We start from the raw sequence: 24356 nt of genomic DNA on the forward strand, positions 1-24356 counted from the left end.
GTACCGGAAGTTAGCAGAACCCCCCGGGGGGTTGTACAGTCGACGACGTCAGGGCCCGGGCCGGGGGCTCGCGACGCCGCGCAACACCACGACGAAAGGCACGACATGGCGGACTACACGCTCTCGATCACCACCGAGCGCCCCTACGAGGAGACCGTGACCGCGGTGCGCGAGCAGCTCGCCGAGGCAGGCTTCGGCGTGCTGACCGAGATCGACCTGCGTGCCACCCTCAAGGCCAAGCTCGACGTCGACGCCGCGCCCCAGGTGATCCTCGGCGCCTGCCGTCCGCAGCTGGCCCACCAGGCCCTGGCGGCCGAGCCGTCGATCGCTGTGCTGCTGCCCTGCAACGTCGTGGTCAGGTCGGAGGGGGTCTCGACCACCGTGGTCGAGGCCTTCGACCCGGCGATGATGACCTCGTTCGTCGACACCCCCAGCGAGACGCTGCGCGCCGTCTCGGACGACGCCCGCGCCCGACTCCTCTCGGCCCTCGCGGCCGTCGCGGCCCAGGAAGGACAGGACTGATGGAGCTCGAGCCCACCGAGATCAAGGCCATCATCACCCGGATGAAGAAGGCCAACGGCCACCTCGCCACCGTCATCCGCATGATGGAGGAGGGCTCGGACTGCGAGTCGGTCCTCACCCAGCTCGCGGCCGTCAACAAGGCCCTCTCGCGCGCCGGCTACGCCATCGTCGCCACCGGGCTGCAGCACTGCCTCGAGGACGCCGGCGACGAGGGTCTCGACAACGTCGACGTCAAGAAGATGGAGAAGCTGTTCCTCGCCCTGGCCTGAGCGGGCGGTGGGCCGACGACGTCGTCGCTATCCGGCGGGTCAGGGTCGGAGCGACCGGCCGAGCGCCGCGAGGGCGTCGTCGACGAGGCGGTAGAAGGCCCATCGGCCCCGCTGCTCGCGCACGACCAGGCCGGCGTCGACGAGGAGCTTCATGTGGTGCGAGACGGTCGGCTGGCTGAGGCCCACCGGGTCGACGAGGTCGCAGACGCACGCCTCGCGCCCCGGGCTCGCGGCGATCAGCGAGAGCAGGCGGACCCTCGTGGGGTCGCCGAGGGCCTTGAAGGCCCGCGCGAGACGCTCGGCGTCCTCGGCGTCCAGCGCGCCGCCGACGACCGAGGAGCAGCAGGAGCCGGCGGCGTCGAGCAGGGGGAGGGTGCGGGCTCGGGCCATGCCTCCATCGTGCCAGACGGATTGACATACGTCGATGCATCGAGAATGCTCGATGCATCGACGTTCGCCGATCTGGAGGAGCCGCACCATGTCACAGCCCCAGGAACCGGACCAGGTGATCGAGGAGGTCCGTTCGCGCTACGCCGCCGCCGCGGTCGCGGTGGGCCGTGGCAGCACCAACGAGCAGGTGAACGAGGCCCTGCAGGACGTCGGCGACGAGTCCGGCTCCGCCTGCTGCGGCGGCACCGAGGTCGAGGTCGGCCCGTCGTTCGGAGCCGGCCTCTACGCCGCGGAGGACCAGGACGGACTGCCCGCCGACGCGGTCGCGGCGAGCCTGGGCTGCGGCAACCCCGCGGCGGTCGCCGACCTCCGGGCAGGCGAGCGCGTCCTCGACCTCGGCTCGGGCGGCGGCATCGACGTCCTGCTGTCCGCGCGCCGCGTCGGCGCGACCGGCTACGCCTACGGCGTCGACATGACCGACGAGATGCTCGAGCTCGCCCGCGCGAACGCGGCCAGCGCCGGCGCGACCAACGTCGAGTTCCGCAAGGGCACCATCGAGGACATCCCGCTCGACGACGCCTCGGTCGACGTCGTGATCTCCAACTGCGTCATCAACCTCTCGGTCGACAAGCCCCGCGTGCTGGCCGAGACCTTCCGCGTGCTCACCCCCGGCGGGCGCATCGGGATCTCCGACGTCGTCGCCGAGGACCACCTCAGCCCCGCCGAACGAGCCGAGCGCGGCTCCTACGTCGGCTGCATCGCCGGTGCCCTGTCCCGCGCCGAGTACCTCGACGGACTCGCGGCCGCGGGCTTCTTCGACGCCGAGGTCGAGCTCACCCACGAGGCCGCCCCAGGCATGCACGGCGCCATCATCCGCGCCATCAAGCCCGCCGGGCCCGTCGCATGACGACCGCCCAGGCCACCGAGGCCGACCCCCAGGCGGCAGGCCGGCTGTCGACCCTCGACCGGTACCTGCCGGTCTGGATCGGGGCGGCGATGGCCGTCGGGCTCCTGCTCGGACGGTGGGTCCCCGGCATGGCCGATGCCCTGGACGCCGTCAGCGTCGGGTCGATCTCCGTGCCGATCGCGCTCGGCCTCCTGGTGATGATGTACCCCGTCCTGGCCAAGGTCCGCTACGACGAGATCGGCGCCGTCGCCCGCGACACCCGCCTGATCGTGCTGTCGCTGGTCCTGAACTGGCTCGTCGGGCCGGCGCTGATGTTCGCCCTGGCCTGGGTGTTCCTCGCCGACCTGCCCGAGTACCGCACCGGGCTGATCATCGTCGGCCTCGCGCGCTGCATCGCCATGGTCATCATCTGGAACGACCTCGCCTGCGGCGATCGCGAGGCCGCCGCCGTGCTCGTCGCGCTCAACTCCGTCTTCCAGGTCGTCGCGTTCGCCGCGCTCGGCTGGTTCTACCTCGACCTGCTCCCCGGCTGGCTCGGACTGGCGACCTCGGGGCTCGAGGTCTCGCCGTGGGAGATCGCCGGCAGCGTCGCGGTCTTCCTCGGCGTCCCGCTGGCGGCGGGCTACCTCACCCGCCGCATCGGCGAGGCCCGTCGCGGCCGGGACTGGTACGAAGGACGACTCCTCCCGCGCCTGGGGCCCTGGGCCCTCTACGGCCTGCTGTTCACGATCGTCGTCCTGTTCGCCCTCCAGGGCGACACCATCACCGCCCAGCCCCTCGACGTCGCCCGCATCGCGCTGCCGCTCGTGGTCTACTTCGCGCTCATGTGGGCCGGGTCGATGCTCGTCGCCCACCGCCTCGGCCTCGGCTACCCCCGCGCCACCAGCGTCGCCTTCACCGCGGCGGGCAACAACTTCGAGCTCGCGATCGCCGTCGCCATCGCCGTCTTCGGCGTCACCAGCGGCCAGGCGCTCGCCGGCGTCGTCGGCCCTCTCATCGAGGTCCCCGTCCTCGTCGGGCTCGTCTACGTCAGCCTCTGGGCCCGCCGCTACTTCGCAGACGCCACCCCCGCAGCAGCGGGCGCAGCACCCGCCACGACGACCGACACCGGAGCAACCTCATGACCGTCCACGTCCCCCGCGTCGTGTTCGCCTGCCGCGCCAACGGCGGCCGGTCCGTCGCCTCGCGCCTGCTCACCGAGCACTACGCGCAGGGCCACGTCATCGCCCTGTCGGCCGGCACCGAGCCCGGCGACCACATCCACCCCGAGGTGGCACGCATCCTCGAGGAGCTCGGCCTCGACACCTCCCGCGAGCGACCCCGGCTGCTCACGCCCGAGATGATCGCGGCCAGCGACCTCGCCATCACCCAGGGCTGCGGCGAGAGCTGCCCCTACGTCCCCGGAGCCACCTACCGCGACTGGCCCCTCGACGACCCCAGGGGCCAGGACGACGCCACCGTGCGACGCATCATCGCCGACATCGACACCCGCGTCCGCGACCTCGTCGCCGAGCTCGCCCCCGGGCACCCGCTCCCGCCGTCCGTCGTCCCCGCGACCTGACACGGGCTCGCCGGCGGCGCCGACCACGTGCCGCCGCGCCGGTCGAGCCTCAGGCGGGCCGGCAGCGGGCGGCGATGACGGCGACGTCGTCCTCGGGCGTCGGCGGCAGGACGTCGTCGAGGACGGCCTCGATCAGCGCGTCGAGGTCGGCGGTGGCGTGCCGGGCGACGGCCTCGGCCAGCCGGGCCAGGCCGGCGTCGAGGGTCTCGCGGCGGCGCTCGATCAGTCCGTCGGTGAACAGCAGCAGCGTCGAGCCGGGCGTGAGGGTCAGGGAGGCCTCGCCGCGGGGGCGGTTGCGGCCGACGCCAATGCCGATCATGGCCCCGTGGGCGTCGTCGTGCCAGGTGGTGGTGCCGTCGGGGTGCAGGACGAGCGGCGCGGGGTGGCCGGCACTGGACCAGTGCACCTCGAGGCACCCGTCGCCGCCACGGGGCGCAGGCAGGGCGTGGGCGTAGACCAGGCTGCACATCGCGCCGGGCACCAGGTCGGTCACGACGGTCTCGAACTGCTCCACCACGGTGGCCGGTCGCTGTCGTGCCGCGGTCCAGGCGAGCGTGCGCAGGGTCGTGCGCAGCGCGCCCATGGTCGCGGCCGCGCCGATGTCGTGGCCCACGACGTCGCCGATGACCAGGGCCGTGCCGCCCGAGGGGAGGGTGACGGCGTCGTACCAGTCCCCGCCGACCTGGTCGCGGACGGCGGCCGGCCGGTACCGGGCCGCCAGGTCGAGTCCGGCGACGTCCGGCAGGGGCGTCAGCATCGCCTCCTGCAGCGTGGTCGCGGCCTGGGCCCGTTCGTCGAGGAGCCGCGCCTGGGCCACCGCCTGGGCGGTGTAGAGCGACATGGCGGTCACCGTGTCCGCGACGTCCTGGCCGAGGGGCCGGGCCGACTCCCAGTCCAGGACCAGGACGCCGTGCACCACGCCGGAGTGACGCAGGGGCACGAAGACGCGGTCGCCGCCGACCTGGTCGGACCACTGGTCGGTGCGGGTGTCGAGGTATTGCGGATCGCCGCTGCGGTAGGCCGCGCCGACGGGGGTCTCGCTCGTGACGGCGAGTCGCGGGTGGTCGTGCGCCTGGCGCCATCCGACGACCTCCTCGGCCGCGAGCAGCAGGTGCCGTGTCCCGGCCCCCGACGGGTCGGACTGGGGGTCGTCCGCCGTCGTCCGGAGCCACATGGCCGCGTGCGGACAACCCCACTGCTCGCGGGCGACGCGCTCGACGGCCGAGGCCACGTCGGCGAGCGTCCGGGTCTCGGACAACCGGTGACTGAGGCTGAGCAGCACCCGCGACTGCCGGTCGCGCTCGTTGGCCACCGTCCAGGCGTCGCGGGCGAGGAGGGAGAGGCCGCGGTGGGCGAGCTCGGCCGAGCACGCGCCGGCGAGATCGGCCAGCCGTTCCAGCTCGTGGGCGGTCCACCGCCGGGGGACCTGGTCGATCGCGCAGAGGGAGCCGACCGTCGTCCCGGTGTGGTCGACGATCGGGTGGCCGGCGTAGGCGACGACGCCGAGGTCCTCGATCGCGAGGTTGTCGCGCAACCGCTCGTCGTCGCGGGCGTCGGCGATGACGAGCGGGGCCTGGTCGGCGACGACGTACTGGCAGAAGCTGTGCGTCAGCGGGGTCTCGCCCCGGCTGGCCCAGGGCTCGGGCAGGCCGAGCTGGCCGCGGAACACCTGTCGGTCGCGCTCGACGACGGTGACCAGGGCCACCGGCACGCCGAGCAGCTGCTGCACGAGCCTGGCGTAGCGGTCGAACGAGGTGAGCAGGTCGGAGCCGCGATCGTCCGCTGCCGCAGAGGGGTCGCTCGTCGGGGCCATGGCCCGACCACGATACGAGAAGTCCATCCCGACCGCCCCCGAACGCGGGTCTACCAGGGCACGACCCGGCGGTCCTCCCACAGCACCCCGGTCTGCGCGCCCTCGGCCGGCCGCGCGGCGAGCCACACCGCGGTCTCGGCGCCCTGCTCGGCCGAGCGCGGGGCGTCAGGCCCGCCCATGTCGGTGCGGCAGTGGCCGGGGCAGGTGGCGTCGACGAGCACGCCGCGCCGGCCGAGACCCTGCTCGTGGGCGAGGTTGCGGACGAGCGCGTTCACCCCGGCCTTGGCGATCCGGTAGGGCGCGAGGCCCCCGGCGGTGCCGGGTCCGCTCATCCGGCCGAGGCAGGCGCTGAGCGCGACGACGCGGCCGTGGCGTCGCTCGACCATGCCGGGCACGAAGGCGGTCATCGTGCGCCAGACGCCGTCGAGGTCGACGTCCATCACGCGACGCCACTCGTCCTCGGTGGTGCGCAGCGTCTTGGCGGTGCGCTCGCTCATCACCGCGGCCGCGCACACGAGCACGTCGACGGCGGCCAGCGGCCCGAGCCGGCCGGGCAGGGCGGCCGTCTCGGACGCCGAGGCGACGTCGCAGCCCACCCCGACCGCGTCGATGCCCTCCTCGACCAGGACGGCGGCGGCCGACTCGGCCCCGGAGGGCGTGTGGCCGACGAGCACGACGGTCGCGCCGAGGCCGCCGAGACCGCGGGCGACGGCGAGGCCGATGCCGCGGCTGCCGCCGGTCACCAGCGCGACCTGCCCGTCGAGGCGGTCGAGGTCGGGGTGTGTCATGCGGCCAGTGTGCGCAGCGGCGCGTCGGGTCGGACCACCTCGTCGGAGACCGCCGGTGGAAAAAGACCGACGGGGTGCGCCGGGTCAGGCGCACCCCGCGGGTTCAGGCCCGGCGATGCCTGTCGTGCTTGAGCTTGTCCTTCGCGTACTGGAGACCGAACAGGGCGAGCAGCTTCCAGACCACCCACCCGAGCAGCGCGAAGGCGTTGCGCTTCGGCTTGGCCATCAGCCCTTGAACGCGTCCTTGATGCCCTCACCGGTCTTCTTGACGCTGGCCTCGGCCTGGTCGGCCTTGCCCTCCGCCTTGAGGTCGTCGTTGTCGGTCTTGTCGCCGAGGGTCTCCTTGACCTTCCCGGCGGCGTCCTGCGCGGCGTTCTTGGCCTTGTCTGCGAGTCCCATCGACTTCTCCTTCTGGGTGATGGATTCGGTGAACAGGTGTCCACCGACGGGTGATGTATCCGGCGTCGTCTCGGGTGACGATCGTGATGCCGGCACGAAACAACTTACGTTGTAAGCCTGGCGGGCCGTTCACCCTTTGGAACGAGGCGCCGCCGATCACCCCTCGGAGGGGTCGGCGCGGTTGCGGCGCCGATACCGTTTCCCCGGCACGAGAGGAGACCTGGTCATCGACACCCCACCCGACCGCCCGACCGACGCCGACGGCCACCTCGACGCCGACGCCGCGCTGGTGCGCGGGCAGGAGCCGCCGTCCGCGCGGGTGCGGCTCGATCGCGACCGCATCGTCGCGGCGGCCCTCGAGCACATCGAGGAGGCCGGCCTCGCCACCCTCAGCATGCGGCGTCTGGGTGCCCGCCTGGGCGTCGAGGCGATGTCGCTCTACCGCTACGTGCCGGGCAAGGAGGAGCTGCTCGACGGCGTCGTCGAGGCCCTGGTCAGCGACATGCACGCCGACCCCGAGGTCGTGAAGGCCCCGGTCAACGGGTGGCAGGACTTCCTCCAGCGCCTGGCACACGGAGTGCGCCGGGCGGCACTCGCGCACCCCAAGTCGTTCCCGCTCGTCGCCTCCCGCCCGCCCGAGGCCCCCTGGCTCCGACCGCCGCTGCGCAGCCTCGACTGGGTCGAGACGTTCCTGTCGGGACTGTGCAGCGAGGGGTTCAGCGACCAGGCGGCCGTGGCGAGCTACCGCGCGTTCACCAGCTTCCTGCTCGGCACCCTCCTGCTCGAGGTCGCGACGCTCGGCGCCGACATCGGCCCGCTCGACGTGCTCGACGACGAGGAGGCCGACGACGAGCGTCTGCGCGAGTTCCCCACCGTGGCCCGGCTGCGTGCCGGCCTGGGGGAGGACCACGCGGCCGCCGAGTTCGAGGCGGCCCTCGAGGAGACCCTCAACCGCATCGCGGTCGTCCGTGTCGAGCTCTGAGCCCGGGCTCGTCGCCCGGCTCGACGCCTTCCAGCAGCGCCACAAGGTGGTGGGGCTGCCGATCTCGGTCGTCTACAAGTACGTCGACGACGGCGGCCCCCAGCTCGCCGCGCTCATCACCTACTTCGCCTTCGTCTCGCTCTTCCCGCTACTGCTGCTGGCCTCGACCATCCTCGGCTTCGTGCTCGCCGGCGACGGCGAGCTGCAGCAGCGCCTCATCGACTCCGCGCTCGGCCAGCTCCCGGTCGTCGGCGACGACCTCCAGCGGCCCTCCGGCATCGGCGGCGGCGCGACCGGGCTGGTCGTCGGACTCGCGGGCGCGCTCTACGGCGCCATGGGCGTCGGCCAGGCTGTGCAGAACGCCTGCAACACCGCCTGGACCGTGCCGCGCAACGAGCGCGGTAACCCCTTCGTGCTGCGCGGGCGCAGCATCGTGCTGCTGGGGGTCATCGGCGTCGACGTCATCGGCACCACCGCCCTGGCCGGCGTCATCGGCGCGGCGACCGTGCTCGGGCCGCTCTCGAGCATCGCCCTGCTCGTCGGCACCCTGGCCATCCACGCCGCCGCGTTCGCGTTCGTGTTCCGCTTCGCCGCGGCGCGCGACCTGGCGTGGCGCGACGTCCTGCCGGGCGCGTGCCTGGCCGCGGTGGCCTGGCTGGGCCTGCAGTACGTCGGCGTCGCCTACGTCGGCCGCACCACCGCGACGTCCAGCGCCACCAACGGCGTGTTCGCCGTCGTCCTCGGCCTGCTGGCCTTCCTGTACCTGACGTGCGTGGTGCTGGTGCTGTGCCTCGAGCTCAACGTCGTCCTGGTCGACCGGCTGCACCCGCGCACCCTGCTCACCCCGTTCACCGACAACGTCGTGCTCACCGACGCCGACAAGCGGTCCTACACCGAGCTCGCCAAGGCCCAGCAGCAGAAGGGCTTCCAGACCGTCGAGGTCGAGTTCGCCGCCAGCCCGCTGGAGGAGCGCGAGCGCCAGGGCGAGCCGGACGACGACGACCCGCCCCGGCCGTGACCGCGTGCCTCGCCGAGGGCCGAAACCAGAAGTTCACCCAGGGGCCGACGATCGATGTGGCGCAGGGGGTTTTCTCCGGCGCCGTGATTGATAGGGTCTGCAGTGCAACTGATGCAGAGTTCCAGCTGGTCTGACGCCTAAGGAGTTTGTGATCCAACGGCGTTTCTGGTTTGTGGTGTCATCCCATGGGTCGGAGCGACGTGTCACCCGCATGAGTTGTGGGTCGCTGATGTGGCGGCTCTCGCCCCGATACAAGGAGAATTGAGCAGATGGCTCAGGGCACCGTGAAGTGGTTCAACGCTGAGAAGGGCTTCGGCTTCATCGCGCAGGAGGACGGCGGCGACGACGTCTTCGTGCACTACTCGGCGATCCAGACCCAGGGCTACAAGTCCCTGGACGAGAACCAGAAGGTCGAGTTCGACGTCACCCAGGGCCCCAAGGGCCCCCAGGCGGAGAACGTCCGGCCCGTCTGAGACCGGCTGGTCACGAGACCACCAACGAGACCCCGTCGGCTGAGCCGGCGGGGTCTCGTGCGTCCCGCATACCCACGACGTGTCATGCGTCAAGCGGCGCCTAGTCAGGGTGGAAGTTTCCGAATGATCAGGAATGACCATCACGGCGACGACCGGACAGTCGCTACGATGGGCCCAACGAAGTCCGGCGATCGGGAGCGGAGGGGTTCGGATGTTCGACCAGTTCGACGTGTCGCTCGAAGACGTCGACCTCCTCGGTGAGGTCGAGCTGACCACGAACCTGATCATCGCAGCCAGCGAGGCCGACGACCGGCTGCCGGTCGACGAGATCGACCGCATCCTCGGCGTCGTCCCCGAGCGGGGCTAGAGCTCCTTCTCACGGCGCTCGCTCCGCTTCGCGCGTGGCGCGCCGCCTGAAGAGGGCGTCTCGGCGCGCCGGCTCCTCTGGCCTCGTGTCGGGTGACGCTCAGCAGGTCGCGAAGAGCACGGGTCCGCTGCTGAGGTCGGAGACGACGTAGGCGCCGTCCACCGGGTCGAGGTCGAGCACGACCACGGACCCCTCGGCGCTCGCCTTCGCGAGGGCGAACCGGTCGGCGAAGTCGCCGCCCTGGCCGGGGGCCGGGCCGGTCGCCAGGCGCGCCCGGGTGTCGGCGTTGGTGCGCGCCTGGGCCTCGGTCTCGAAGCCCATCGTCACGCGGACGGACCCGCCCGGCTCGACGCCCATCCCGAACCCCGTGAGCGGGTCGATCTCGCCGGCCTGGGCGACGAGGTCGTCGGCGGCGGCCCGGTCGCGGTCGTCGGCGTTGCCCATCGCCAGCGCAGAGCAGGCGTAGGAGCCGGTGAAGATCGCCGCCGACAACGGTGCGCCCAGCTGCGCGACGACGCCGTCCGGCACCGGCTCGGACGACGCCGCGCGCACCGACTCGCGGGCCTCGGCCGGCCCGGCCGCGTTGTCGCCGGCGATGACCAGCCCGGCGTCGTCGTCGAACGTGAGGTAGACCAGCTCGGGGGTGATCTCGGTGGAGAACGGCGCATCGGTGCCGAGCACCCAGTACCCGTCGTCGTCCGTGGGCTCGGCGTAGCCCAGGCCTGCGAGCCGGTCGGTGACGTCGTCGGTGCTGACGCCGTCGGCCAGCTGGAGCACGAGCGCGGCGCCGCTCTCGGACTGCGTGTAGAGCTCCCACTCGAGGGTCGCGGGGGAGAAGCCGAGGCGCTCCTGCATCGCCACCGCCGACGAGCCGAGCGCGCTGGTCGAGGTGAGGTCGGACTCGAAGCCGCGGTCGAGGAGGTCCTGCACCTCGGCCGCGCTCGGGTCGGCCCCGAGGTCGGCGCCGAGCTCGTCGCGGACGCCGGCCCAGTCGGTCCAGAGGATGCGCTGGCTGTCGCGCGGGGTGAACGCGACGGCGCGCTCGAGGCGGCCGCGCTCGTCGTCGTCGCCGCCGAGTCGCACGACCACCAGGACGGCGGCCACGACCAGCACGACGACGGCACCGACCACGACCACCGGACGACGCAGCGCGGGTCGGGCAGGGCCGGGCGTGCTGGGCTGTTCGTCCGACACGTGCGACCTGTTCTTCCGTCCGCCGTCCCGCGGGGTGCGAGGTGCTGACACAGTAGTGCCGTGCCCGCCGCTGCCAAGGACGTGCTCGCCGCCGGGGTCGTCGTCTTCCGGCCCGGACGACGCGTGCTGCTGGTCCACCGGCCGAAGTACGACGACTGGTCGTTCCCCAAGGGCAAGCTCGACCCGGGGGAGCACGTGGCCGCGGCCGCCGTCCGCGAGGTCGCCGAGGAGACCGGGCTGCACGTGCGGCTGTGCCTGCCGCTGAGCCTGCAGGAGTACCCGGTGCAGGCCGGGCACAAGACGGTGCACTACTGGACCGGCCGCGTCGTCGGGCCGCACGACGTCTCGGGCTACCGGCCGAACGACGAGATCGACGACGTCCGCTGGGTCACGGCCGACGACGCGGCCGAGCTGCTCACCTACGAGCGCGACCGGACGACGCTCGCCGAGGCCGTGCCGAACCGGCGCCGGACCCGACCGGTCGTCGTCCTGCGGCACGGGCAGGCGCGCTCGCGCAAGGCCTGGCGCCGCGACGACCGCGACCGTCCGCTCGTGCGCGCCGGCGAGACGCAGGCCGAGCGCCTGGTGCCGCTGCTCGCGGCCTACGGCGTCTCGCGGGTCGTGAGCTCGACCAGCCTGAGGTGCGTGCAGACTGTCGAGCCCTACGTGCGCACGACCGGCTGGGAGCTCGAGACGCGCCGGCGCCTGTCGGAGGAGGACGCCACGCCCGACGGGGTCGCGGCAGTGGTGGACGACGTCGTCGACAGCCTCGACGACGACGTCACCGGCGCGGTGGTCTGCAGCCACCGGCCGGTGCTGCCGGAGGTCTTCGACGCCCTCGGCCTCGCCGACCCGCACCTCGAGGCCGGCGAGCTGCTCGTCGTCCACCTGCGCAAGGGGCGGGTGGCCGGGACCGAACGCCATCAGGCGCCCTGAGTCAAGGGTCGGCCGGGCTAGTTCACCCAACTGTCGCCCAGGTCACAGGCATCGGTCGCCGACTGGGCCGTTCGAGTTCACCCCTGGTTCACCTACGGCCGCCGATCCGTCCACCTCGCCTCATCACAGTTGCTTCGTCACTCCCGATACTGAAACAGGAGACACGAAGTGATCCGCACTTCCCTTCGCCGGGTCGTTGCCCCCGGCATCGCCGTCACGGCGATCCTCGCCATGACCGCCTGCGGTGCCGGCAACGAGGGCGACAACGGCTCCGACAACGACGGCGGCAGCAACAGCGGCAGCACCGACGGCGAGGCCGGCGCGAGCGACGTCACCGTCGACGGCCAGTTCACGATCGGTGGTGCCTCGTCGCAGGAGGCCGCCCAGAACGCGTGGACGATCGGCTACACCGACGTGCAGCCCGGCGCGACCGTCACCTACGAGGCCATCGGCTCGGGCGGTGGCCGCGAGAACTTCATCTCCGGCGCGTACCCGCTGGCGGGCTCCGACGCCTACCTGGTCGACGAGGCCCCCGACAACGAGCTGTCGAAGGCCACCGAGCGGTGCCAGGGCGAGGCCCCCATTGAGGTGCCCAACTACGTCAGCCCGATCGCGATCGCCTTCAACATCGAGGGCGTCACCGAGCTGAAGCTCACCCCGGAGACCCTCGCGGGCATCTTCGCCGGCCAGATCACCAACTGGAGCGACCCGGCCCTGGCCGAGGACAACCCGGGCCTGCCCGACGCCGCGATCAACGCCGTGCACCGCTCCGACGAGTCGGGCACGACCGAGAACTTCACCAACTACCTCAGCTCGGTCGCCGGTGACGTGTGGACCGCCGGTGAGGTCGAGACCTGGCCCGGCGAGGCCGGCGGCGAGGGCGCGGCCCAGACCTCCGGTGTCATCGACGCCATCACCAACGGTGAGAACTCGATCGGCTACGCCGACGCCAGCCAGGCCAGCGAGCTCGGCAAGGCCTCGATCGAGGTCAACGGTGAGTTCATCGACCCGACGCCCGAGGCCGCGGCCGCCATCCTGAGCGCGTCCGAGCCGGCCGCCGAGGCCGGCGAGAACCAGCTGGTCTTCGACCTGAACTACACCCCCGACGAGGCCGCGTACCCGATCGTGCTGACGTCGTACCTCATCGCCTGCTCGACCTACGAGGACGAGGCCGAGGCCAACTTCGTGCGCACCTACATGGAGTACGTGCTCAGCGCCGACGGCCAGCAGTTCGGTGCCGAGGAGGCCGGTGTGGCCCCGCTCGCCGAGGACATCGAGAGCCAGGCGCTCGAGATCGTCGGCAAGATCTCGGCCGGCTGATCCAGCCATCCAGCCAGCACGTCACGATGGGGCCTGAACCGCGCATCGCGGTCCAGGCCCCTCGTGGCGGGCAGGCGGTCCGTCCGCCGACCTGACCCACCGCAGTCCGAGCAGTCCGAGCAGCCAGAGCAGCCAGAGCAGCCCGAGAGAGGGACCGAGTGACCACCACCGAACCGCCGCCGACCAAGGCGCCGCCGTCGACCAGGCGCGGTGACGCGATCTTCGCCGGCATCTCGCAGGGAGCCGGGCTCCTGATCATGCTCGTGCTCGCGGGCGTGGCGATCTTCCTCGTGGTGCAGAGCGTCCCGGCCCTCGAGGCCTCGGGCAACAACGCCTACGGCAAGGACAACATCGTCCTGTACGTGTGGCCGCTGCTCTACGGCACCGTGCTGGCCGCGATCATCGCCCTGGTGATCGCCACCCCGCTCGCGGTCGGCGTGGCGCTGATCATCTCCCACTACGCCCCGCGGCGCGTCGCCAAGCCGATCGGCTACCTGATCGACCTGCTGGCCGCCGTCCCGAGCGTCGTCTACGGCCTGTGGGGCCGGCAGACCTTCCAGGACCAGGTCCGCCCGATCTACCAGTGGCTGGCCGACAACCTCGGCTGGATCCCGCTGTTCAAGGGCCCGGCGACCACGGGCCGCACGATCCTCACGGCCGGTATCGTGCTGGCCGTGATGGCCCTGCCGATCATCACCGCCCTGTGCCGCGAGGTCTTCTCGCAGACCCCGCGCATGCACGAGGAGGCGGCGCTCGCGCTCGGCGCCACGCGCTGGGAGATGATCAAGCTCACCGTCTTCCCCTACTCCCGCTCCGGCGTCACGTCGGCGGTGATGCTCGGCCTCGGCCGCGCGCTCGGCGAGACGATGGCCGTGGCGATGGTGCTGGCGGCGTCCGGCGTGATCACCATCAACCTGATCTCGTCGCAGAACCCCTCGACGATCGCGGCGAGCATCGCCCTCAACTACTCGAACGCCTCCGGCATCAAGACCAACGTGCTGATCTTCGGCGGCCTGGTCCTGTTCGTCGTGACGTTCGCCGTCAACTTCCTCGGGCGCTACCTGGCGTCCCGTGGCGTCGCGAAGGCGAAGTGATCGCATGACCAACCTGGCCAAGGAGTCGTCCACGCTGGGCGGCGACAAGCACATCTCCATGACCAACCCGCAGCTGCCGCGCTTCGCGCCGCTGCTGGTCGCGGTCATCGCCTGGGGCCTCGCCGCGCTGATCGGCATCATCGCCCTCGGCGGCAGCATCCCGGGCATCGTGGTCGTCGGCTGGATCATCTTCGTGCTCGCGCTTCCGGCCTGGTCGCGCGCCATCGAGGGACCGCGCCGCAGCACCGACCGCCTGGTCACCGCGCTCATCTGGACGACGTTCGCCGTCGCGATGCTGCCGCTGTTCGCGGTGCTGACCACCGTCGTGCGCCGGGGTGCGCCGGCGCTGTCGGCGGAGTTCTTCACCTACTCGATGGACGGCGTCCTCGGCGAGGGTGGCGGCATCTACCACGCGATCATGGGCACGCTCATCGTCACCGGCATCGCGGCGCTGATCTCGGTGCCGATCGGCGTGCTCGCCGCGATCTACCTGGTCGAGTACGGCAAGAAGAACCGCCTCTCGCAGGTGCTCACCTTCCTGGTCGACGTCATGACCGGCATCCCGTCGATCGTCGCCGGCCTGTTCGCCCTGGCCGTGTTCACCCTGCTGTTCGGGCCCGGCACGCGCATGGGCGTCGCCGGCTCGGTGGCACTGTCGGTGCTGATGATCCCGATCGTCGTGCGCTCGACCGAGGAGATGCTCAAGCTGGTCCCCGACGAGCTCCGCGAGGCCTCCTACGCGCTCGGCGTCTCGAAGTGGCGCACGATCGTCAAGGTCGTGCTGCCCACCGCCCTCGGCGGCATCGTCACCGGCGTCACGCTCTCGATCGCCCGCGTGGCCGGCGAGACCGCGCCGCTGCTGCTCACCTGCGGCGTGCTGCGGGTGACCAACTTCAACCCCTTCGACGGGGCGATGCAGACCCTGCCGGTGTTCATCTTCTCCCAGGCCACCAGCGGCGGCCTCGCCCGCTACGTGCCGTTCCAGGTCGAGCGGGCCTGGGGCGCGGCACTCGTCCTGATCATCATCGTGATGGCGCTGAACCTCCTCGCGCGGGTCATCGGCAGCATCTTCAGTCCCAAGACCGGTCGCTGACCGGCGCCCTGAGAGGAACTCATCATGGCCAAGAGCATCGACGTCTCCGACCTGAACATCTACTACGGCGACTTCCTGGCGGTCCAGGGCGTCAACATGACGATCAAGGCGCGCGCCGTCACGGCCTTCATCGGCCCGTCCGGCTGCGGCAAGTCGACCTTCCTGCGCTCGCTCAACCGGATGCACGAGGTGATCCCGGGCGCGCGCGTCGAGGGCAAGGTCGTCGTCGACGGCCAGTCGCTCTACGACCCGACGATCGACCCGGTCGCCGTCCGTCGTCAGATCGGCATGGTCTTCCAGCGTCCGAACCCGTTCCCGACGATGTCGATCTACGAGAACGTCCTCGCCGGCAACCGTCTCAACTCCAAGAAGATGAAGAAGTCCGAGGCCGACTCGATCGTCGAGAAGTCGCTGCGGGGCGCGAACCTGTGGAACGAGGTCAAGGACCGCCTCAGCAAGCCCGGCATGGGCCTGTCGGGCGGCCAGCAGCAGCGCCTGTGCATCGCGCGCGCGATCGCCGTCGAGCCGCAGGTGCTGCTCATGGACGAGCCGTGCTCGGCCCTCGACCCGATCTCGACGTCGGCGATCGAGGACCTCATCCACGAGCTCAAGTCCGACTTCACGATCGTGATCGTCACCCACAACATGCAGCAGGCGGCACGCGTCTCCGACGAGACCGGCTTCTTCAACCTCAAGGCGACTGGCGAGCCCGGCCACCTCGTCGAGTTCAACCCGACGAAGAAGATGTTCTCCAACCCCGACGAGCCCTCCACCGAGGCCTACATCTCGGGTCGCTTCGGCTGACGTCCGCTGTTCATCTCGGCCGACGGTTGCCCGCTCGGCCCCAGGGGAAGGGTCCCGGTCGACGCCGGGACCCTCTCGTCGTCTCCGCTGGGGTAGTCCCTGACGCAAATCAGCCTCTAGCGGCCGATTCCATTGATTTACGTCAGGGACTACCGCGACGGCTCGGTTACCAGCCGGTACGAACGTCCAGGCACGATGGGTAGGCCTGTGGACGACGGGGTACCTGTGGACGGCGGGGGCTGACGTCGGGCGGCTGTCGGCAGGGTCCCGCACGGTGGCCTCATGTTCGAACCGGAGCCGTGGCACCCCGAGCGGCCTGGCCTGTGTCGACCCGGCGCGCTGGACCACCTCGGCCTTACCGGGCCGACCCGGTCCGAGGCGCAGGGGAGGCGGGTTCGCCGCACGTCTCGTGGGCTCTACCTGCCGGTCACGGTCGAGCGAAGCACGGCGCAGCGGATCGTCGAAGCCGCGGTGGTGATGCGGCCGGGACACGTCCTGACCGGCTGGGCGAACCTGCACTGGCGAGGGGGCCGCTGGTTCACGGGCACGGATGCCGCAGGTCGCGAGCTGCCGATCGACGTCCTCATCGGGACGCATGACATCCGCCGGCGTCCGGGTCTCCGGTTGTCGGGCGAGCAGGTCGGCGAGCACCTCAAGGAGGTGGTCGACGGCGTGGCGGTGGCCGACGTCCGCGCCGCTGTGGCCTTCGCGATGCGGTACGCGCCGTCGCTTCGGGCAGCGGTGCGGGTGCTCGACATGGCGGCCTACGACGACCTGGTGTCGATTGCCGAGATGGACGAGTTCATCAATCCCGGCCTCAGCTCCTGGACCGGCGTCCCCCGGGCGCGCGACGCGCTGTTGCTCGGCAGCGAGTCGATGTGGTCGCCGACCGAGGCGGACCTGAGCGTGGTCTGGGTCGTCGTGGCGGCTCGCCCGCGGCCGCTCGGCAACCCGCCGGTCTTCGATCGGCTCACCGGACGACACGTCGTGACACCCGACGTCTTCGACCCGGTCGCCGGCGTGGCCGGCGACTACGAGGGAGAGGTGCACCTGGGTCGAGCGGTGCGGGCCGCCGACGTCCGGCGCGAGGCGATCCTTCGTGACTACGGCATCGAGCAGGTGGTCATGACGTCGGCCGACCGGGGAGATCCCACGGCATTCGTTCGTCGCCTCGATCAGGCCTATGCCCGAGCAGCGGCCCGCAAGCTGGTCCGACGACGATGGACGATCGACCCGCCGTCCTGGTGGACGCCGACGATGACCGTCGCTCAACGTCGCGCCCTCGACCCCGACCAACGGCGACGCTTGCTCCGCTACCGGGCTACGTCGTGAGGCCCCGCGCCGGGGTAGTCCCTGACGCAGATCAAGGTCCGGGGGCCGGCTTTGTTGAGTTATGTCAGGGACTACCCCACCGGTGGGGCCGAGAAGACGCGCCGATGGGTCAGAGGACCTCGAGGAAGAAGTGGGCGACGTAGTAGCAGGCGGCGGCGACGAGGGCGGCCGCGGGGATGGTGGAGACCCAGGCGACGCCGATGGAGCGGGCCATGCCCCAGCGGACGGCCTTGAAGCGCTTGGTGGCGCCGGCGCCCATGACCGCGGAGGTGATGGTGTGGGTGGTCGAGACGGGGGCGTGGAAGCCGATGGCGGCGATGTAGAGGCCGGCCGAGCCGACGGCCTCGGCGGAGAAGCCACGGGCCGGGTCGAGGTCGATGATCTTGCGGCCGAGGGTGCGCATGATGCGCCAGCCGCCGGCGTAGGTGCCGGCCGCGATGGCGGTGGCCGCGGCGAAGACCACCCACAGCGGCACCTCATCGGTGGTGTGCTCGGCCGGGTAGGCGATCACCAGCGTCAGCACGATGACGCCCATCGTCTTCTGGGCGTCCTGCAGGCCGTGGCCGAGCGCGAGCCCGGCGGCCGACACGGTCTGCAGCACGCGGAAGGCGCGGTTGATCTTGTGCGGGTTGCGCCGCCGCAGGATCCACATGATCGCCAGCATCAGCGCGAACGAGAAGCCGAACGCCGCGACGGGCACGATCACCATGGGGATCACGACGCGGTCGAGGATGACGTCCCACTTCACGCGGACGCCGCCGACGATCGCGGCGCCGACGAGGCCGCCGATCAGCGCGTGGGACGACGACGACGGCAGCCCGAACCACCAGGTGATGAGGTTCCAGGTGATCGCGCCGAGCAGGCCGGCCATCACGATGACGAGCCCGTGGTTGACCCCGACCAACAGCCGTTCGGTCGCCTCGTCCTGGATCGTGATCGTGTCGGCCACCGTCTTGGCGACGCCCTGCCCGAGCAGTGCGCCGACGAAGTTCATGATCGCGGCCAGGATCAGCGCGACGCGCGGGGTGAGCGCCCGGGTCGAGACCGACGTGGCGATCGCGTTGGCGGCGTCGTGGAAGCCGTTGGTGTAGTCGAACGCGAGCGCGATGACGACGACGGCGATCACGATCGCCAGGGTCAGGTCCACGATCAGCTTTCCTTGACCGCGATCGTCTCCACGATGTTGGCGACCTTCTCGAAGGCGTCGATCGCGGCCTCGAGGGACTCCACGATGTCCTTCAGCTTGAGCACCTCGATCGTTTTGAACTCACCGGAGAAGAGCTTGGCGAGGGTGCGGCGGTGGTTCTTGTCGCCGGCGTTCTCGAGGCGGTTGATCTCGATCCAGAAGTCGTCGAGCGACTGCATCGACTGCAGTCGGGGCATGGCGTCGGCGGTCAGCTCGGCGCAGCGCTGCAGCACCTCGACCTGCTCGGAGAGCTCGGGCGGCAGCACCTTGACCTCGTAGAGCAGGATCAGGTCGACGACCTCGTCCATCTCGTCCATGACGTCGTCGAGGCCCGAGGCGAGCGCGTAGATGTCCTCGCGGTCGAACGGCGTGACGAAGGTGCTGTTGACCCGGCGCACGATGGCGTGGGTCGTCTCGTCGGCGTCGTGCTCGGCCGCACGCATGCGGGCCGCGACGTCGGACTTGTCGGAGGTCTCAGCCAGCATCTCGGCGAGGAGTGCGGCGCCGACGACGGTGTGCTGGGCCTGCTCGGTGAACAGGTCGTAGAACGCCGAGTCGACCGGCCGGAAGCGCAGTCCCACGTGAACTCCTGATGAGAGGGAAGCAAACGGCGTCCAGCGTAGGGGGTGTCGACCGTGACGACGCAAACCCGCGTCGCGGTGACCCTCGGCTCAGCCGCCCGAGCGACGTCGCCGCTGGCCCTCGATCAGCACCTCCTGCAGGTGGTCGGCGGCGCCGTTGTTGGTCCAGGTGCCGTCGGTCTGCAGCTCCCAGGCGTTGGTGGTGGGCGCGAACGCGAGGTCGAGCAGGCGGCCGATCGACTCGACGGAGTCGTCACCGGGCATGCGCACGAGCACCTCGACGCGTCGGTCGAGGTTGCGGTGCATCATGTCGGCCGAGCCGATCCAGGCCTGCGGCTCGGCGCCGTTGACGAACCAGAACACCCGGCTGTGCTCGAGGAACCGGCCCAGGACCGAGCGGACGGTGATGTTCTCCGACAGCCCTGGGACGCCGGGGCGCAGCGCGCAGATGCCGCGCACCAGCAGCTCGACCTTCACGCCCTCCTGCGAGGCGAGGTAGAGCGCGTCGATGACGGCCTCGTCGACCACGGAGTTGGCCTTGAGTCGGATGCCGGAGGGTCGCCCCGCCTCGTGGTGGGCGATCTCGCGGAAGATCTGGTCGACCAGGCCCGACCGGACCGAGTCGGGCGCGACGAGCAGCTGCCCGTACGACGGCTTGCGCGACCAGCCGCTGAGGTTGTTGAACAGGTGTGCGACGTCCTCGCCGATGGCCTCGTCGACGGTGATGAGGCCGAGGTCCTCGTAGGTGCGGGCGGTCTTGGAGTTGTAGTTGCCCGTGCCGATGTGGGTGTAGCGCCGGATGCCCTGGCCGTGGTGCGCCTCGTCGCGGACGACAAGCGCGAGCTTGCAGTGCGTCTTCAGCCCGACGAGGCCGTAGACGACGTGGCAGCCGGCCTGCTCGAGCTTGCGCGCCCAGCGGATGTTGGCCTGCTCGTCGAAGCGGGCCTTGATCTCGACGATCACCAGCACCTGCTTGCCGGCCTCGGCGGCGTCGATCAGGGCGTCGATGATCGGGCTGTCGCCCGAGGTGCGGTAGAGGGTCTGCTTGATCGCGAGCACGTGCGGGTCGGCTGCGGCCTGCTCGATGAAGCGCTGCACCGACGTGGCGAACGAGTCGTAGGGGTGGTGCAGCAGGACGTCGTGGCGCCGCGCGGCCTTGAACACGTCGACCGGCGCCGACGACTCGACCTCGGCGAGCCGGCTGTGCGTCGTCGGCACGAACGCGGGGTACTTGAGCACCTCGTGGTTGAGGTCGGCGATGCCGTGCAGGCCGCGCAGGTCGAGCGGGCCGGGCAGGCGGAAGACCTCCTCGTCGGTGACGTCGAGCTCCTCCTTGAGCAGGTCGAGGACGCCGTCGGAGATCGACTCCTCGACCTCGAGCCGCACCGGCGGGCCGAATCGGCGGCGCAGGAGCTCCTTCTCGAGGGCGGCGAGCAGGTTCTCGGCGTCGTCCTCCTCGACCTCGAGGTCCTCGTTGCGGGTGACGCGGAACGTGTGCGCCTCGAGCACCTCCATGCCGGGGAACAGGCGCTTGAGGTGGGCGCCGATGACGTCCTCGAGCGGCACGAACCGGGCCCCCTGGCCGCCGTCGGTGCGCTCGAGCGGGATGAACCGGTCGAAGATCGGCGGGACCTTCACGCGGGCGAAGTGCTCCTTGCCGGTGCTCGGGTTGCGGATCAGCACGGCGAGGTTGAGCGAGAGGCCCGAGATGTAGGGGAACGGGTGGGCCGGGTCGACGGCGAGCGGCGTCAGCACCGGGAAGATGCGGTTCTTGAACAGGCGCTTGCAGGTCTTCTGCTCCTCGGCGTCGAGGTCGTCCCAGCGGACCAGCTCGATCGCGTGCTCGGCCAGCGCTGGCACGACGACGTCGCGGAACAGCCGTGCCTGGCGCTCGCTCAGCTCGCGGGCCGTCGTCCAGATCTGCTCGAGCACCTCGCGCGGCATCAGCCCGGACGCCGCCCGGACGGCGAGCCCGGCGGCGATGCGGCGCTTGAGGCCGGCGACGCGGACCATGAAGAACTCGTCGAGGTTGCTGGTGAAGATGGCCAGGAACCGGGTGCGCTCGAGCAACGGGAGCGACTCGTCCTCGGCGAGCTCGAGCACGCGCTGGTTGAAGCGCAGCCACGACAGCTCGCGGTCGAGGAAGCGGTCGTCGAACTTCTCGACGGCGGCGACCAGCTCGGGGTCGGGCGTGTAGGGCACGTCGACGTCGTAGGACTCGTCGGGGACGCCGGGTCCGGTCGCGGTGGGTGCAGTGGGGTCCGGGACCATCTCGAGCGACATGGGGGGAGTCTGTCACCGGCGGGTGAACGCCGGGTGGATCGACCGTCGCGGCGGGCGCTACCGACCGGTAGGTTTCCTGCGTGAGCATCAAGGCCGACCTCCAGACCCGTGTCGAGACGTCCCTGCTGCGCGGCGCCCTGTCGCTGCCCGAGCCCGTGCAGCGGCGCCTCGCCGGCCGCCCGGTCGTCGTCGACGGGCAGACGCTGGCCCCCGAGCTCCAGCTCATGCTCCGCCTCCAGCGGGTCGCGCGCCTGCCCGGCGCCGAGACGATGCCGATCCCCGAGGGCCGCCGGGTCATCGACCACCAGTCGGCGATGACCGGCGGCACCCCGCCGGTCGGGTCGGTGCGCAGCCTCGACCTCGACGGCGTCGCGGGGCGGCTCTACACGCCGTCCGCCGCGCTGACCGGCGCCGGGGCGACGCCGCTGCTGGTCTTCTTCCATGGCGGCGGGTTCATCTACGGCGGGCTCGACTCCCACGACGCGACCTGCCGCGTGCTCGCCGAGCAGGCGGGGGTGAAGGTGCTCGCCGTCGACTACCGCCTCGCGCCCGAGGCGCCGTTCCCGGCCGCCTACGACGACTCCCTCGCTGCCTTCCGGTGGGCGCTCGCGCACGCCGACGAGCTCGGCGCCGACCCGACCCGCGTCGCCGTTGGCGGCGACTCGGCCGGTGGCAACCTGGCGGCGGCGGTCGCCGTCGCGGCCGCCCGGGAGGGGCGGCCGCTGGCCTTCCAGCTGCTCGTCTACCCGGCCACCGACAACGCCGACCGGGCCACGCGCAGCTACGAGCTGTTCCGCGAGGGTTTCTTCCTCACCACGCGGTTCATGGAGCTGGCCACCGAGAGCTACACCCCCGACGCCGCCTCCCGGCTCGACCCGCGGGTGTCGCCGTTGCGTGGCGACGTGCCCGACGGCCTGGCCCCGGCCTACGTCGCCACGGCCGGCTTCGACCCGCTGCGCGACGAGGGCGAGGCCTACGCGCGCCGGCTCGCCGACGCCGGGGTCGGCGTCGAGCTGAAGCGGTTCCCTGACCTGATCCACGGCTTCTTCAACATCATCGTCGCCGGACGCCGCTCGCGCGCCGCGGTCGACGAGATCGCGGCGGCGCTGAAGGCCGGGCTGGCCTGACCCGCACCGCCGGGGGTCACAGCTCGGGGCGGTACTCCCGCAGGCGGCGCATGAACGTGGCGGCGTCGACCATCGAGGCGTCGACGTCGACCGGGTCGAGGGCGCGGCGGTGAAACCGCACGCGCCAGTAGGCATCGCCCGGGCGGCCCTGCACCTCGACCCGCACGCCGTCGTTGGTCAGGTCGAACCGCTTGGTGTCGTCTCGAGCCGTGACGACCACGACGCCGTCGCGCACCTCCACCGTCACGGGCGTGACCCTGGTCTGCAGCGCCGCCCACCCGAGGACGGCGGCGAGGCCCAGCATGACCAGCGCGAAGATCGACACCCCGCTGGTCACCAGCGCGAGCACGCAGACCAGCAGCGCGACCACCGCCGTCGCCGCGAGCGCGATCGAGAGCACCGCCCGGTCGCTGCCGTCGGCGGCGAAGTGCCCCCGGGCCGCGGCCGGCGGGGCGTCGTCGAACAGCGTCAGGTGCTGGGCGTCGTCGGGGTCGATCGGTCGCCGCGCCAGCTGTCGGCGCGCCTCGGCCAGCTGCTCGGCGAGCTGCTCGGCGAGCGCCTCGGCCTCGACCGCGCGGGCGAGCAGGGCGTCGCGCTCGGCGACGAGGTCGCCCTCCGGCGACTCGTTCACAGGGTCGGGCGCCACTGGCGCACCGCCTCGGTGAAGCGGACCGGGTCGACCGCGGCCGTCGTGATCGAGATCGTGCCCTCGGGCGCTCCCTCCGTCCCGGGGTCCGGGTCATCGGCGGGCCGGCCGTGCGGTCGGACGTCGATCGCCCACCCCACCGAGCCCGGCGTGCCGTGCATGACCAGCACGGGCTCGGGGTCGGCGAGCGTGACGATCTCGCGCCGGCGTCCGAGGTGCACGGTGAGGGTGCCGTCGGTGGCCAGCTCCACCCGGCTCGACCGGCCGAGGCGGCGGTAGGCGAGCAGGCCCGCGAGGACGCCGGCCACCCCGACCGCGAGCGCGAGCACCGGGTTGCCGTCGAGGTCGCCCCGACCGCCCAGCACGAAGATCGCGGCCGCGCAGCCGAGCGCGACCGCCGTCGCGAGCCAGCCCGTCGCCCCCCGGCGCACGGACCGGTAGGCCTGGCCCGACGTCGTGGACGCAGCGGACGCCGGTGGCGGCGTCGTGGCCGCCGGCGGCTCGGGTTCGGGTCCCGGCTCCGGTTCGGGCTCCGGTTCGGATTCGGGTTCGGGCTCGGGTTCGGGTTCGGGTTCGGGCTCGGGTTCGGGTTCGGGCTCGGGTTCGGGTTCCGGCTCGGGTTCCGGCTCGGGTTCCGGCTCGGGTTCGGGTTCCGGTTCCGGCTCGGGTTCCGGCTCGGGTTCGGGTTCCGGCTCGAGGTCCGGCTCGGGCTCGGCGGGCATCGCGGCGGCCCGCGCCGCCTCGGCACGTTCGGCCGCCGCCTGGCGGACCCGCTCCAGCCCACGTCCGATCGCCGCCCGGGCCGACTCGACCGCGGCCGCCCGTGCTGCCGGATCGCTCCACGGCGCCGCGGGGCGGTCCTGCCCGTCGTCCGGCGCCCACGGACCGGCCAGCGGGTCCGCGCTCACCGTGGTCAGCGCAGCATCCGCGTCGTCGTCGGGCCCCGGCTCCTCGGCGACCACCACCGGCTCCGGCTCGACCTCCGGCTCGACCTCCGGCTCGACCTCCGGCTCGACCTCCGGCTCGACCTCCGGCTCGGCCTCGACCTCCGGCTCGGCCTCGACCTCCGGCTCGGCCTCGACCTCCGGCTCGGCCTCGACCTCAGGCTCGGCCTCGACCTCAGGCGACGGGCGACGTCCGAAGACCGTGAGCCGCGCGATCATCTCCTCCTGGTCGACCGGGGACGAGTCCGCGTCGTCGTCGGGACGGCGCCCCAACGACCACCGGCGCGATCGCCCCCGGGGAGCATCGGAGGGTTCCATGCCGCGGAT

General features: G+C 71.8%; 27 protein-coding genes. 16 read left to right on the plus strand and 11 right to left on the minus strand.

Going from position 1 to position 24356, the window contains the following annotated elements:
- Window positions 1–105 precede the first annotated feature (105 nt).
- A complete protein-coding gene (locus ABFT23_RS11780) occupies window positions 106–522 on the plus strand; it encodes a DUF302 domain-containing protein (RefSeq protein ID WP_347895362.1) in 417 nt (138 codons plus the stop codon).
- Entirely contained in the window at window positions 522–791 is a 270-nt protein-coding gene (locus ABFT23_RS11785; protein WP_347895363.1) for a metal-sensitive transcriptional regulator, read from the plus strand. Before ABFT23_RS11780 ends, ABFT23_RS11785 begins: the two co-directional genes overlap by 1 nt.
- 39 nt (window positions 792–830) lie before the next feature.
- On the opposite strand, the gene ABFT23_RS11790 is transcribed toward ABFT23_RS11785, so the two are convergent.
- Window positions 831–1181 (minus strand): ArsR/SmtB family transcription factor, encoded by a 351-nt coding sequence (locus tag ABFT23_RS11790; RefSeq protein ID WP_347895365.1) that lies wholly within the window; start codon window positions 1179–1181, stop codon window positions 831–833.
- A gap of 88 nt (window positions 1182–1269) precedes the next feature.
- Between ABFT23_RS11790 and arsM the strand changes: the two genes are divergently transcribed.
- The 3 genes from arsM to ABFT23_RS11805 are packed head-to-tail and all read left to right on the plus strand — an operon-like array spanning window position 1270 to window position 3649.
- Window positions 1270–2088: an arsenite methyltransferase gene (gene arsM, locus ABFT23_RS11795; protein ID WP_347895366.1), complete on the plus strand. Its 819-nt coding sequence runs from the start codon at window positions 1270–1272 to the stop codon at window positions 2086–2088.
- A complete protein-coding gene (gene arsB, locus ABFT23_RS11800; RefSeq protein ID WP_347895368.1) occupies window positions 2085–3212 on the plus strand; it encodes an ACR3 family arsenite efflux transporter in 1128 nt (375 codons plus the stop codon). Before arsM ends, arsB begins: the two co-directional genes overlap by 4 nt.
- The gene (locus tag ABFT23_RS11805; RefSeq protein WP_347895369.1) at window positions 3209–3649 is read left to right on the plus strand and encodes an arsenate-mycothiol transferase ArsC; all 441 of its coding nucleotides are present in this window, start codon (window positions 3209–3211) and stop codon (window positions 3647–3649) included. Before arsB ends, ABFT23_RS11805 begins: the two co-directional genes overlap by 4 nt.
- A 49-nt stretch (window positions 3650–3698) precedes the next feature.
- On the opposite strand, the gene ABFT23_RS11810 is transcribed toward ABFT23_RS11805, so the two are convergent.
- The 4 genes from ABFT23_RS11810 to ABFT23_RS11825 form a co-directional block, all read right to left on the minus strand.
- Window positions 3699–5462, minus strand: a complete 1764-nt coding sequence (locus tag ABFT23_RS11810; protein WP_347895371.1) for a GAF domain-containing SpoIIE family protein phosphatase — start codon at window positions 5460–5462, stop codon at window positions 3699–3701.
- Between the two features lie 50 nt (window positions 5463–5512).
- Window positions 5513–6250: an SDR family NAD(P)-dependent oxidoreductase gene (locus tag ABFT23_RS11815; protein ID WP_347895373.1), complete on the minus strand. Its 738-nt coding sequence runs from the start codon at window positions 6248–6250 to the stop codon at window positions 5513–5515.
- Between the two features lie 103 nt (window positions 6251–6353).
- Window positions 6354–6476 carry a hypothetical protein gene (locus tag ABFT23_RS11820; RefSeq protein ID WP_347895375.1) on the minus strand — a complete coding sequence of 41 codons (123 nt, stop codon included), beginning with the start codon at window positions 6474–6476 and terminating at the stop codon, window positions 6354–6356.
- Window positions 6476–6649 (minus strand): CsbD family protein, encoded by a 174-nt coding sequence (locus ABFT23_RS11825; protein WP_347895377.1) that lies wholly within the window; start codon window positions 6647–6649, stop codon window positions 6476–6478. The genes ABFT23_RS11820 and ABFT23_RS11825 overlap by 1 nt, the downstream gene beginning before the upstream one ends.
- A 181-nt stretch (window positions 6650–6830) precedes the next feature.
- Here ABFT23_RS11825 and ABFT23_RS11830 point away from each other — a divergent pair, with 181 nt between their 5' ends.
- The 4 genes from ABFT23_RS11830 (at window position 6831) to ABFT23_RS11845 (ending at window position 9489) form a co-directional block, all read left to right on the plus strand.
- Window positions 6831–7631 (plus strand): TetR/AcrR family transcriptional regulator C-terminal domain-containing protein, encoded by an 801-nt coding sequence (locus tag ABFT23_RS11830; RefSeq protein WP_347895379.1) that lies wholly within the window; start codon window positions 6831–6833, stop codon window positions 7629–7631.
- Complete coding sequence (locus tag ABFT23_RS11835; RefSeq protein ID WP_347895381.1) at window positions 7618–8649, plus strand: YihY/virulence factor BrkB family protein; 1032 nt, start codon at window positions 7618–7620, stop codon at window positions 8647–8649. The genes ABFT23_RS11830 and ABFT23_RS11835 overlap by 14 nt, the downstream gene beginning before the upstream one ends.
- Before the next feature lie 269 nt (window positions 8650–8918).
- Window positions 8919–9122: a cold-shock protein gene (locus ABFT23_RS11840; RefSeq protein WP_056863399.1), complete on the plus strand. Its 204-nt coding sequence runs from the start codon at window positions 8919–8921 to the stop codon at window positions 9120–9122.
- Window positions 9123–9333: 211 nt separating this feature from the next.
- The gene (locus ABFT23_RS11845) at window positions 9334–9489 is read left to right on the plus strand and encodes a hypothetical protein (protein WP_347895383.1); all 156 of its coding nucleotides are present in this window, start codon (window positions 9334–9336) and stop codon (window positions 9487–9489) included.
- Between the two features lie 99 nt (window positions 9490–9588).
- Here the strand turns inward: ABFT23_RS11845 and ABFT23_RS11850 are convergent, their stop codons facing one another.
- Window positions 9589–10683 carry a hypothetical protein gene (locus ABFT23_RS11850; protein ID WP_347895385.1) on the minus strand — a complete coding sequence of 365 codons (1095 nt, stop codon included), beginning with the start codon at window positions 10681–10683 and terminating at the stop codon, window positions 9589–9591.
- Between the two features lie 60 nt (window positions 10684–10743).
- Here ABFT23_RS11850 and ABFT23_RS11855 point away from each other — a divergent pair, with 60 nt between their 5' ends.
- From ABFT23_RS11855 to ABFT23_RS11880, 6 genes are all read left to right on the plus strand, one after another.
- Window positions 10744–11619, plus strand: coding sequence for an NUDIX hydrolase (locus ABFT23_RS11855; protein WP_347895387.1), 876 nt, complete (start codon window positions 10744–10746; stop codon window positions 11617–11619).
- 168 nt (window positions 11620–11787) lie between these two features.
- Window positions 11788–12939 carry a phosphate ABC transporter substrate-binding protein PstS gene (locus ABFT23_RS11860; RefSeq protein ID WP_347895389.1) on the plus strand — a complete coding sequence of 384 codons (1152 nt, stop codon included), beginning with the start codon at window positions 11788–11790 and terminating at the stop codon, window positions 12937–12939.
- Between the two features lie 158 nt (window positions 12940–13097).
- Entirely contained in the window at window positions 13098–14033 is a 936-nt protein-coding gene (pstC, locus tag ABFT23_RS11865) for a phosphate ABC transporter permease subunit PstC (protein ID WP_347895391.1), read from the plus strand.
- 4 nt (window positions 14034–14037) lie between these two features.
- Window positions 14038–15126: a phosphate ABC transporter permease PstA gene (gene pstA / locus ABFT23_RS11870; RefSeq protein WP_347895393.1), complete on the plus strand. Its 1089-nt coding sequence runs from the start codon at window positions 14038–14040 to the stop codon at window positions 15124–15126.
- A 24-nt stretch (window positions 15127–15150) separates the two neighbouring features.
- Complete coding sequence (gene pstB / locus ABFT23_RS11875) at window positions 15151–15930, plus strand: phosphate ABC transporter ATP-binding protein PstB (RefSeq protein ID WP_347895395.1); 780 nt, start codon at window positions 15151–15153, stop codon at window positions 15928–15930.
- A gap of 477 nt (window positions 15931–16407) precedes the next feature.
- A complete protein-coding gene (locus ABFT23_RS11880; RefSeq protein ID WP_347895396.1) occupies window positions 16408–17262 on the plus strand; it encodes a hypothetical protein in 855 nt (284 codons plus the stop codon).
- A gap of 109 nt (window positions 17263–17371) precedes the next feature.
- Here the strand turns inward: ABFT23_RS11880 and ABFT23_RS11885 are convergent, their stop codons facing one another.
- The 3 genes from ABFT23_RS11885 to ABFT23_RS11895 form a co-directional block, all read right to left on the minus strand.
- Complete coding sequence (locus ABFT23_RS11885; protein ID WP_347895398.1) at window positions 17372–18409, minus strand: inorganic phosphate transporter; 1038 nt, start codon at window positions 18407–18409, stop codon at window positions 17372–17374.
- Window positions 18410–18411: 2 nt separating this feature from the next.
- A complete protein-coding gene (locus tag ABFT23_RS11890) occupies window positions 18412–19029 on the minus strand; it encodes a DUF47 domain-containing protein (RefSeq protein ID WP_347895399.1) in 618 nt (205 codons plus the stop codon).
- 90 nt (window positions 19030–19119) lie between these two features.
- Complete coding sequence (locus ABFT23_RS11895) at window positions 19120–21312, minus strand: RNA degradosome polyphosphate kinase (protein ID WP_347895401.1); 2193 nt, start codon at window positions 21310–21312, stop codon at window positions 19120–19122.
- An 80-nt stretch (window positions 21313–21392) separates the two neighbouring features.
- Between ABFT23_RS11895 and ABFT23_RS11900 the strand changes: the two genes are divergently transcribed.
- Complete coding sequence (locus ABFT23_RS11900; RefSeq protein WP_347895402.1) at window positions 21393–22439, plus strand: alpha/beta hydrolase; 1047 nt, start codon at window positions 21393–21395, stop codon at window positions 22437–22439.
- A gap of 16 nt (window positions 22440–22455) precedes the next feature.
- Here ABFT23_RS11900 and ABFT23_RS11905 read toward each other — a convergent pair whose 3' ends face one another.
- Window positions 22456–23070: a hypothetical protein gene (locus ABFT23_RS11905; RefSeq protein WP_347895404.1), complete on the minus strand. Its 615-nt coding sequence runs from the start codon at window positions 23068–23070 to the stop codon at window positions 22456–22458.
- Window positions 23067–24347 (minus strand): hypothetical protein, encoded by a 1281-nt coding sequence (locus ABFT23_RS11910; RefSeq protein ID WP_347895406.1) that lies wholly within the window; start codon window positions 24345–24347, stop codon window positions 23067–23069. Before ABFT23_RS11910 ends, ABFT23_RS11905 begins: the two co-directional genes overlap by 4 nt.
- Window positions 24348–24356 lie beyond the last annotated feature (9 nt).

This window comes from Nocardioides secundeburneus, assembly GCF_039939255.1.
In the GTDB taxonomy this organism is placed as follows: domain Bacteria; phylum Actinomycetota; class Actinomycetes; order Propionibacteriales; family Nocardioidaceae; genus Nocardioides.

Bases quoted from the DNA above. Each gene is read 5' to 3' on its own strand.
- ABFT23_RS11780 (WP_347895362.1), top strand. From the start codon at position 106: ATGGCGGACTACACGCTCTCGATCACCACCGAGCGCCCCTACGAGGAG.
- ABFT23_RS11785 (WP_347895363.1), top strand. From the start codon at position 522: ATGGAGCTCGAGCCCACCGAGATCAAGGCCATCATCACCCGGATGAAG.
- ABFT23_RS11790 (WP_347895365.1), bottom strand. From the start codon at position 1,181: ATGGCCCGAGCCCGCACCCTCCCCCTGCTCGACGCCGCCGGCTCCTGC.
- arsM (WP_347895366.1), top strand. From the start codon at position 1,270: ATGTCACAGCCCCAGGAACCGGACCAGGTGATCGAGGAGGTCCGTTCG.
- arsB (WP_347895368.1), top strand. From the start codon at position 2,085: ATGACGACCGCCCAGGCCACCGAGGCCGACCCCCAGGCGGCAGGCCGG.
- ABFT23_RS11805 (WP_347895369.1), top strand. From the start codon at position 3,209: ATGACCGTCCACGTCCCCCGCGTCGTGTTCGCCTGCCGCGCCAACGGC.
- ABFT23_RS11810 (WP_347895371.1), bottom strand. From the start codon at position 5,462: ATGGCCCCGACGAGCGACCCCTCTGCGGCAGCGGACGATCGCGGCTCC.
- ABFT23_RS11815 (WP_347895373.1), bottom strand. From the start codon at position 6,250: ATGACACACCCCGACCTCGACCGCCTCGACGGGCAGGTCGCGCTGGTG.
- ABFT23_RS11820 (WP_347895375.1), bottom strand. From the start codon at position 6,476: ATGGCCAAGCCGAAGCGCAACGCCTTCGCGCTGCTCGGGTGGGTGGTC.
- ABFT23_RS11825 (WP_347895377.1), bottom strand. From the start codon at position 6,649: ATGGGACTCGCAGACAAGGCCAAGAACGCCGCGCAGGACGCCGCCGGG.
- ABFT23_RS11840 (WP_056863399.1), top strand. From the start codon at position 8,919: ATGGCTCAGGGCACCGTGAAGTGGTTCAACGCTGAGAAGGGCTTCGGC.
- ABFT23_RS11845 (WP_347895383.1), top strand. From the start codon at position 9,334: ATGTTCGACCAGTTCGACGTGTCGCTCGAAGACGTCGACCTCCTCGGT.
- pstA (WP_347895393.1), top strand. From the start codon at position 14,038: ATGACCAACCTGGCCAAGGAGTCGTCCACGCTGGGCGGCGACAAGCAC.
- pstB (WP_347895395.1), top strand. From the start codon at position 15,151: ATGGCCAAGAGCATCGACGTCTCCGACCTGAACATCTACTACGGCGAC.
- ABFT23_RS11880 (WP_347895396.1), top strand. From the start codon at position 16,408: ATGCGGCCGGGACACGTCCTGACCGGCTGGGCGAACCTGCACTGGCGA.
- ABFT23_RS11895 (WP_347895401.1), bottom strand. From the start codon at position 21,312: ATGTCGCTCGAGATGGTCCCGGACCCCACTGCACCCACCGCGACCGGA.
- ABFT23_RS11910 (WP_347895406.1), bottom strand. From the start codon at position 24,347: ATGGAACCCTCCGATGCTCCCCGGGGGCGATCGCGCCGGTGGTCGTTG.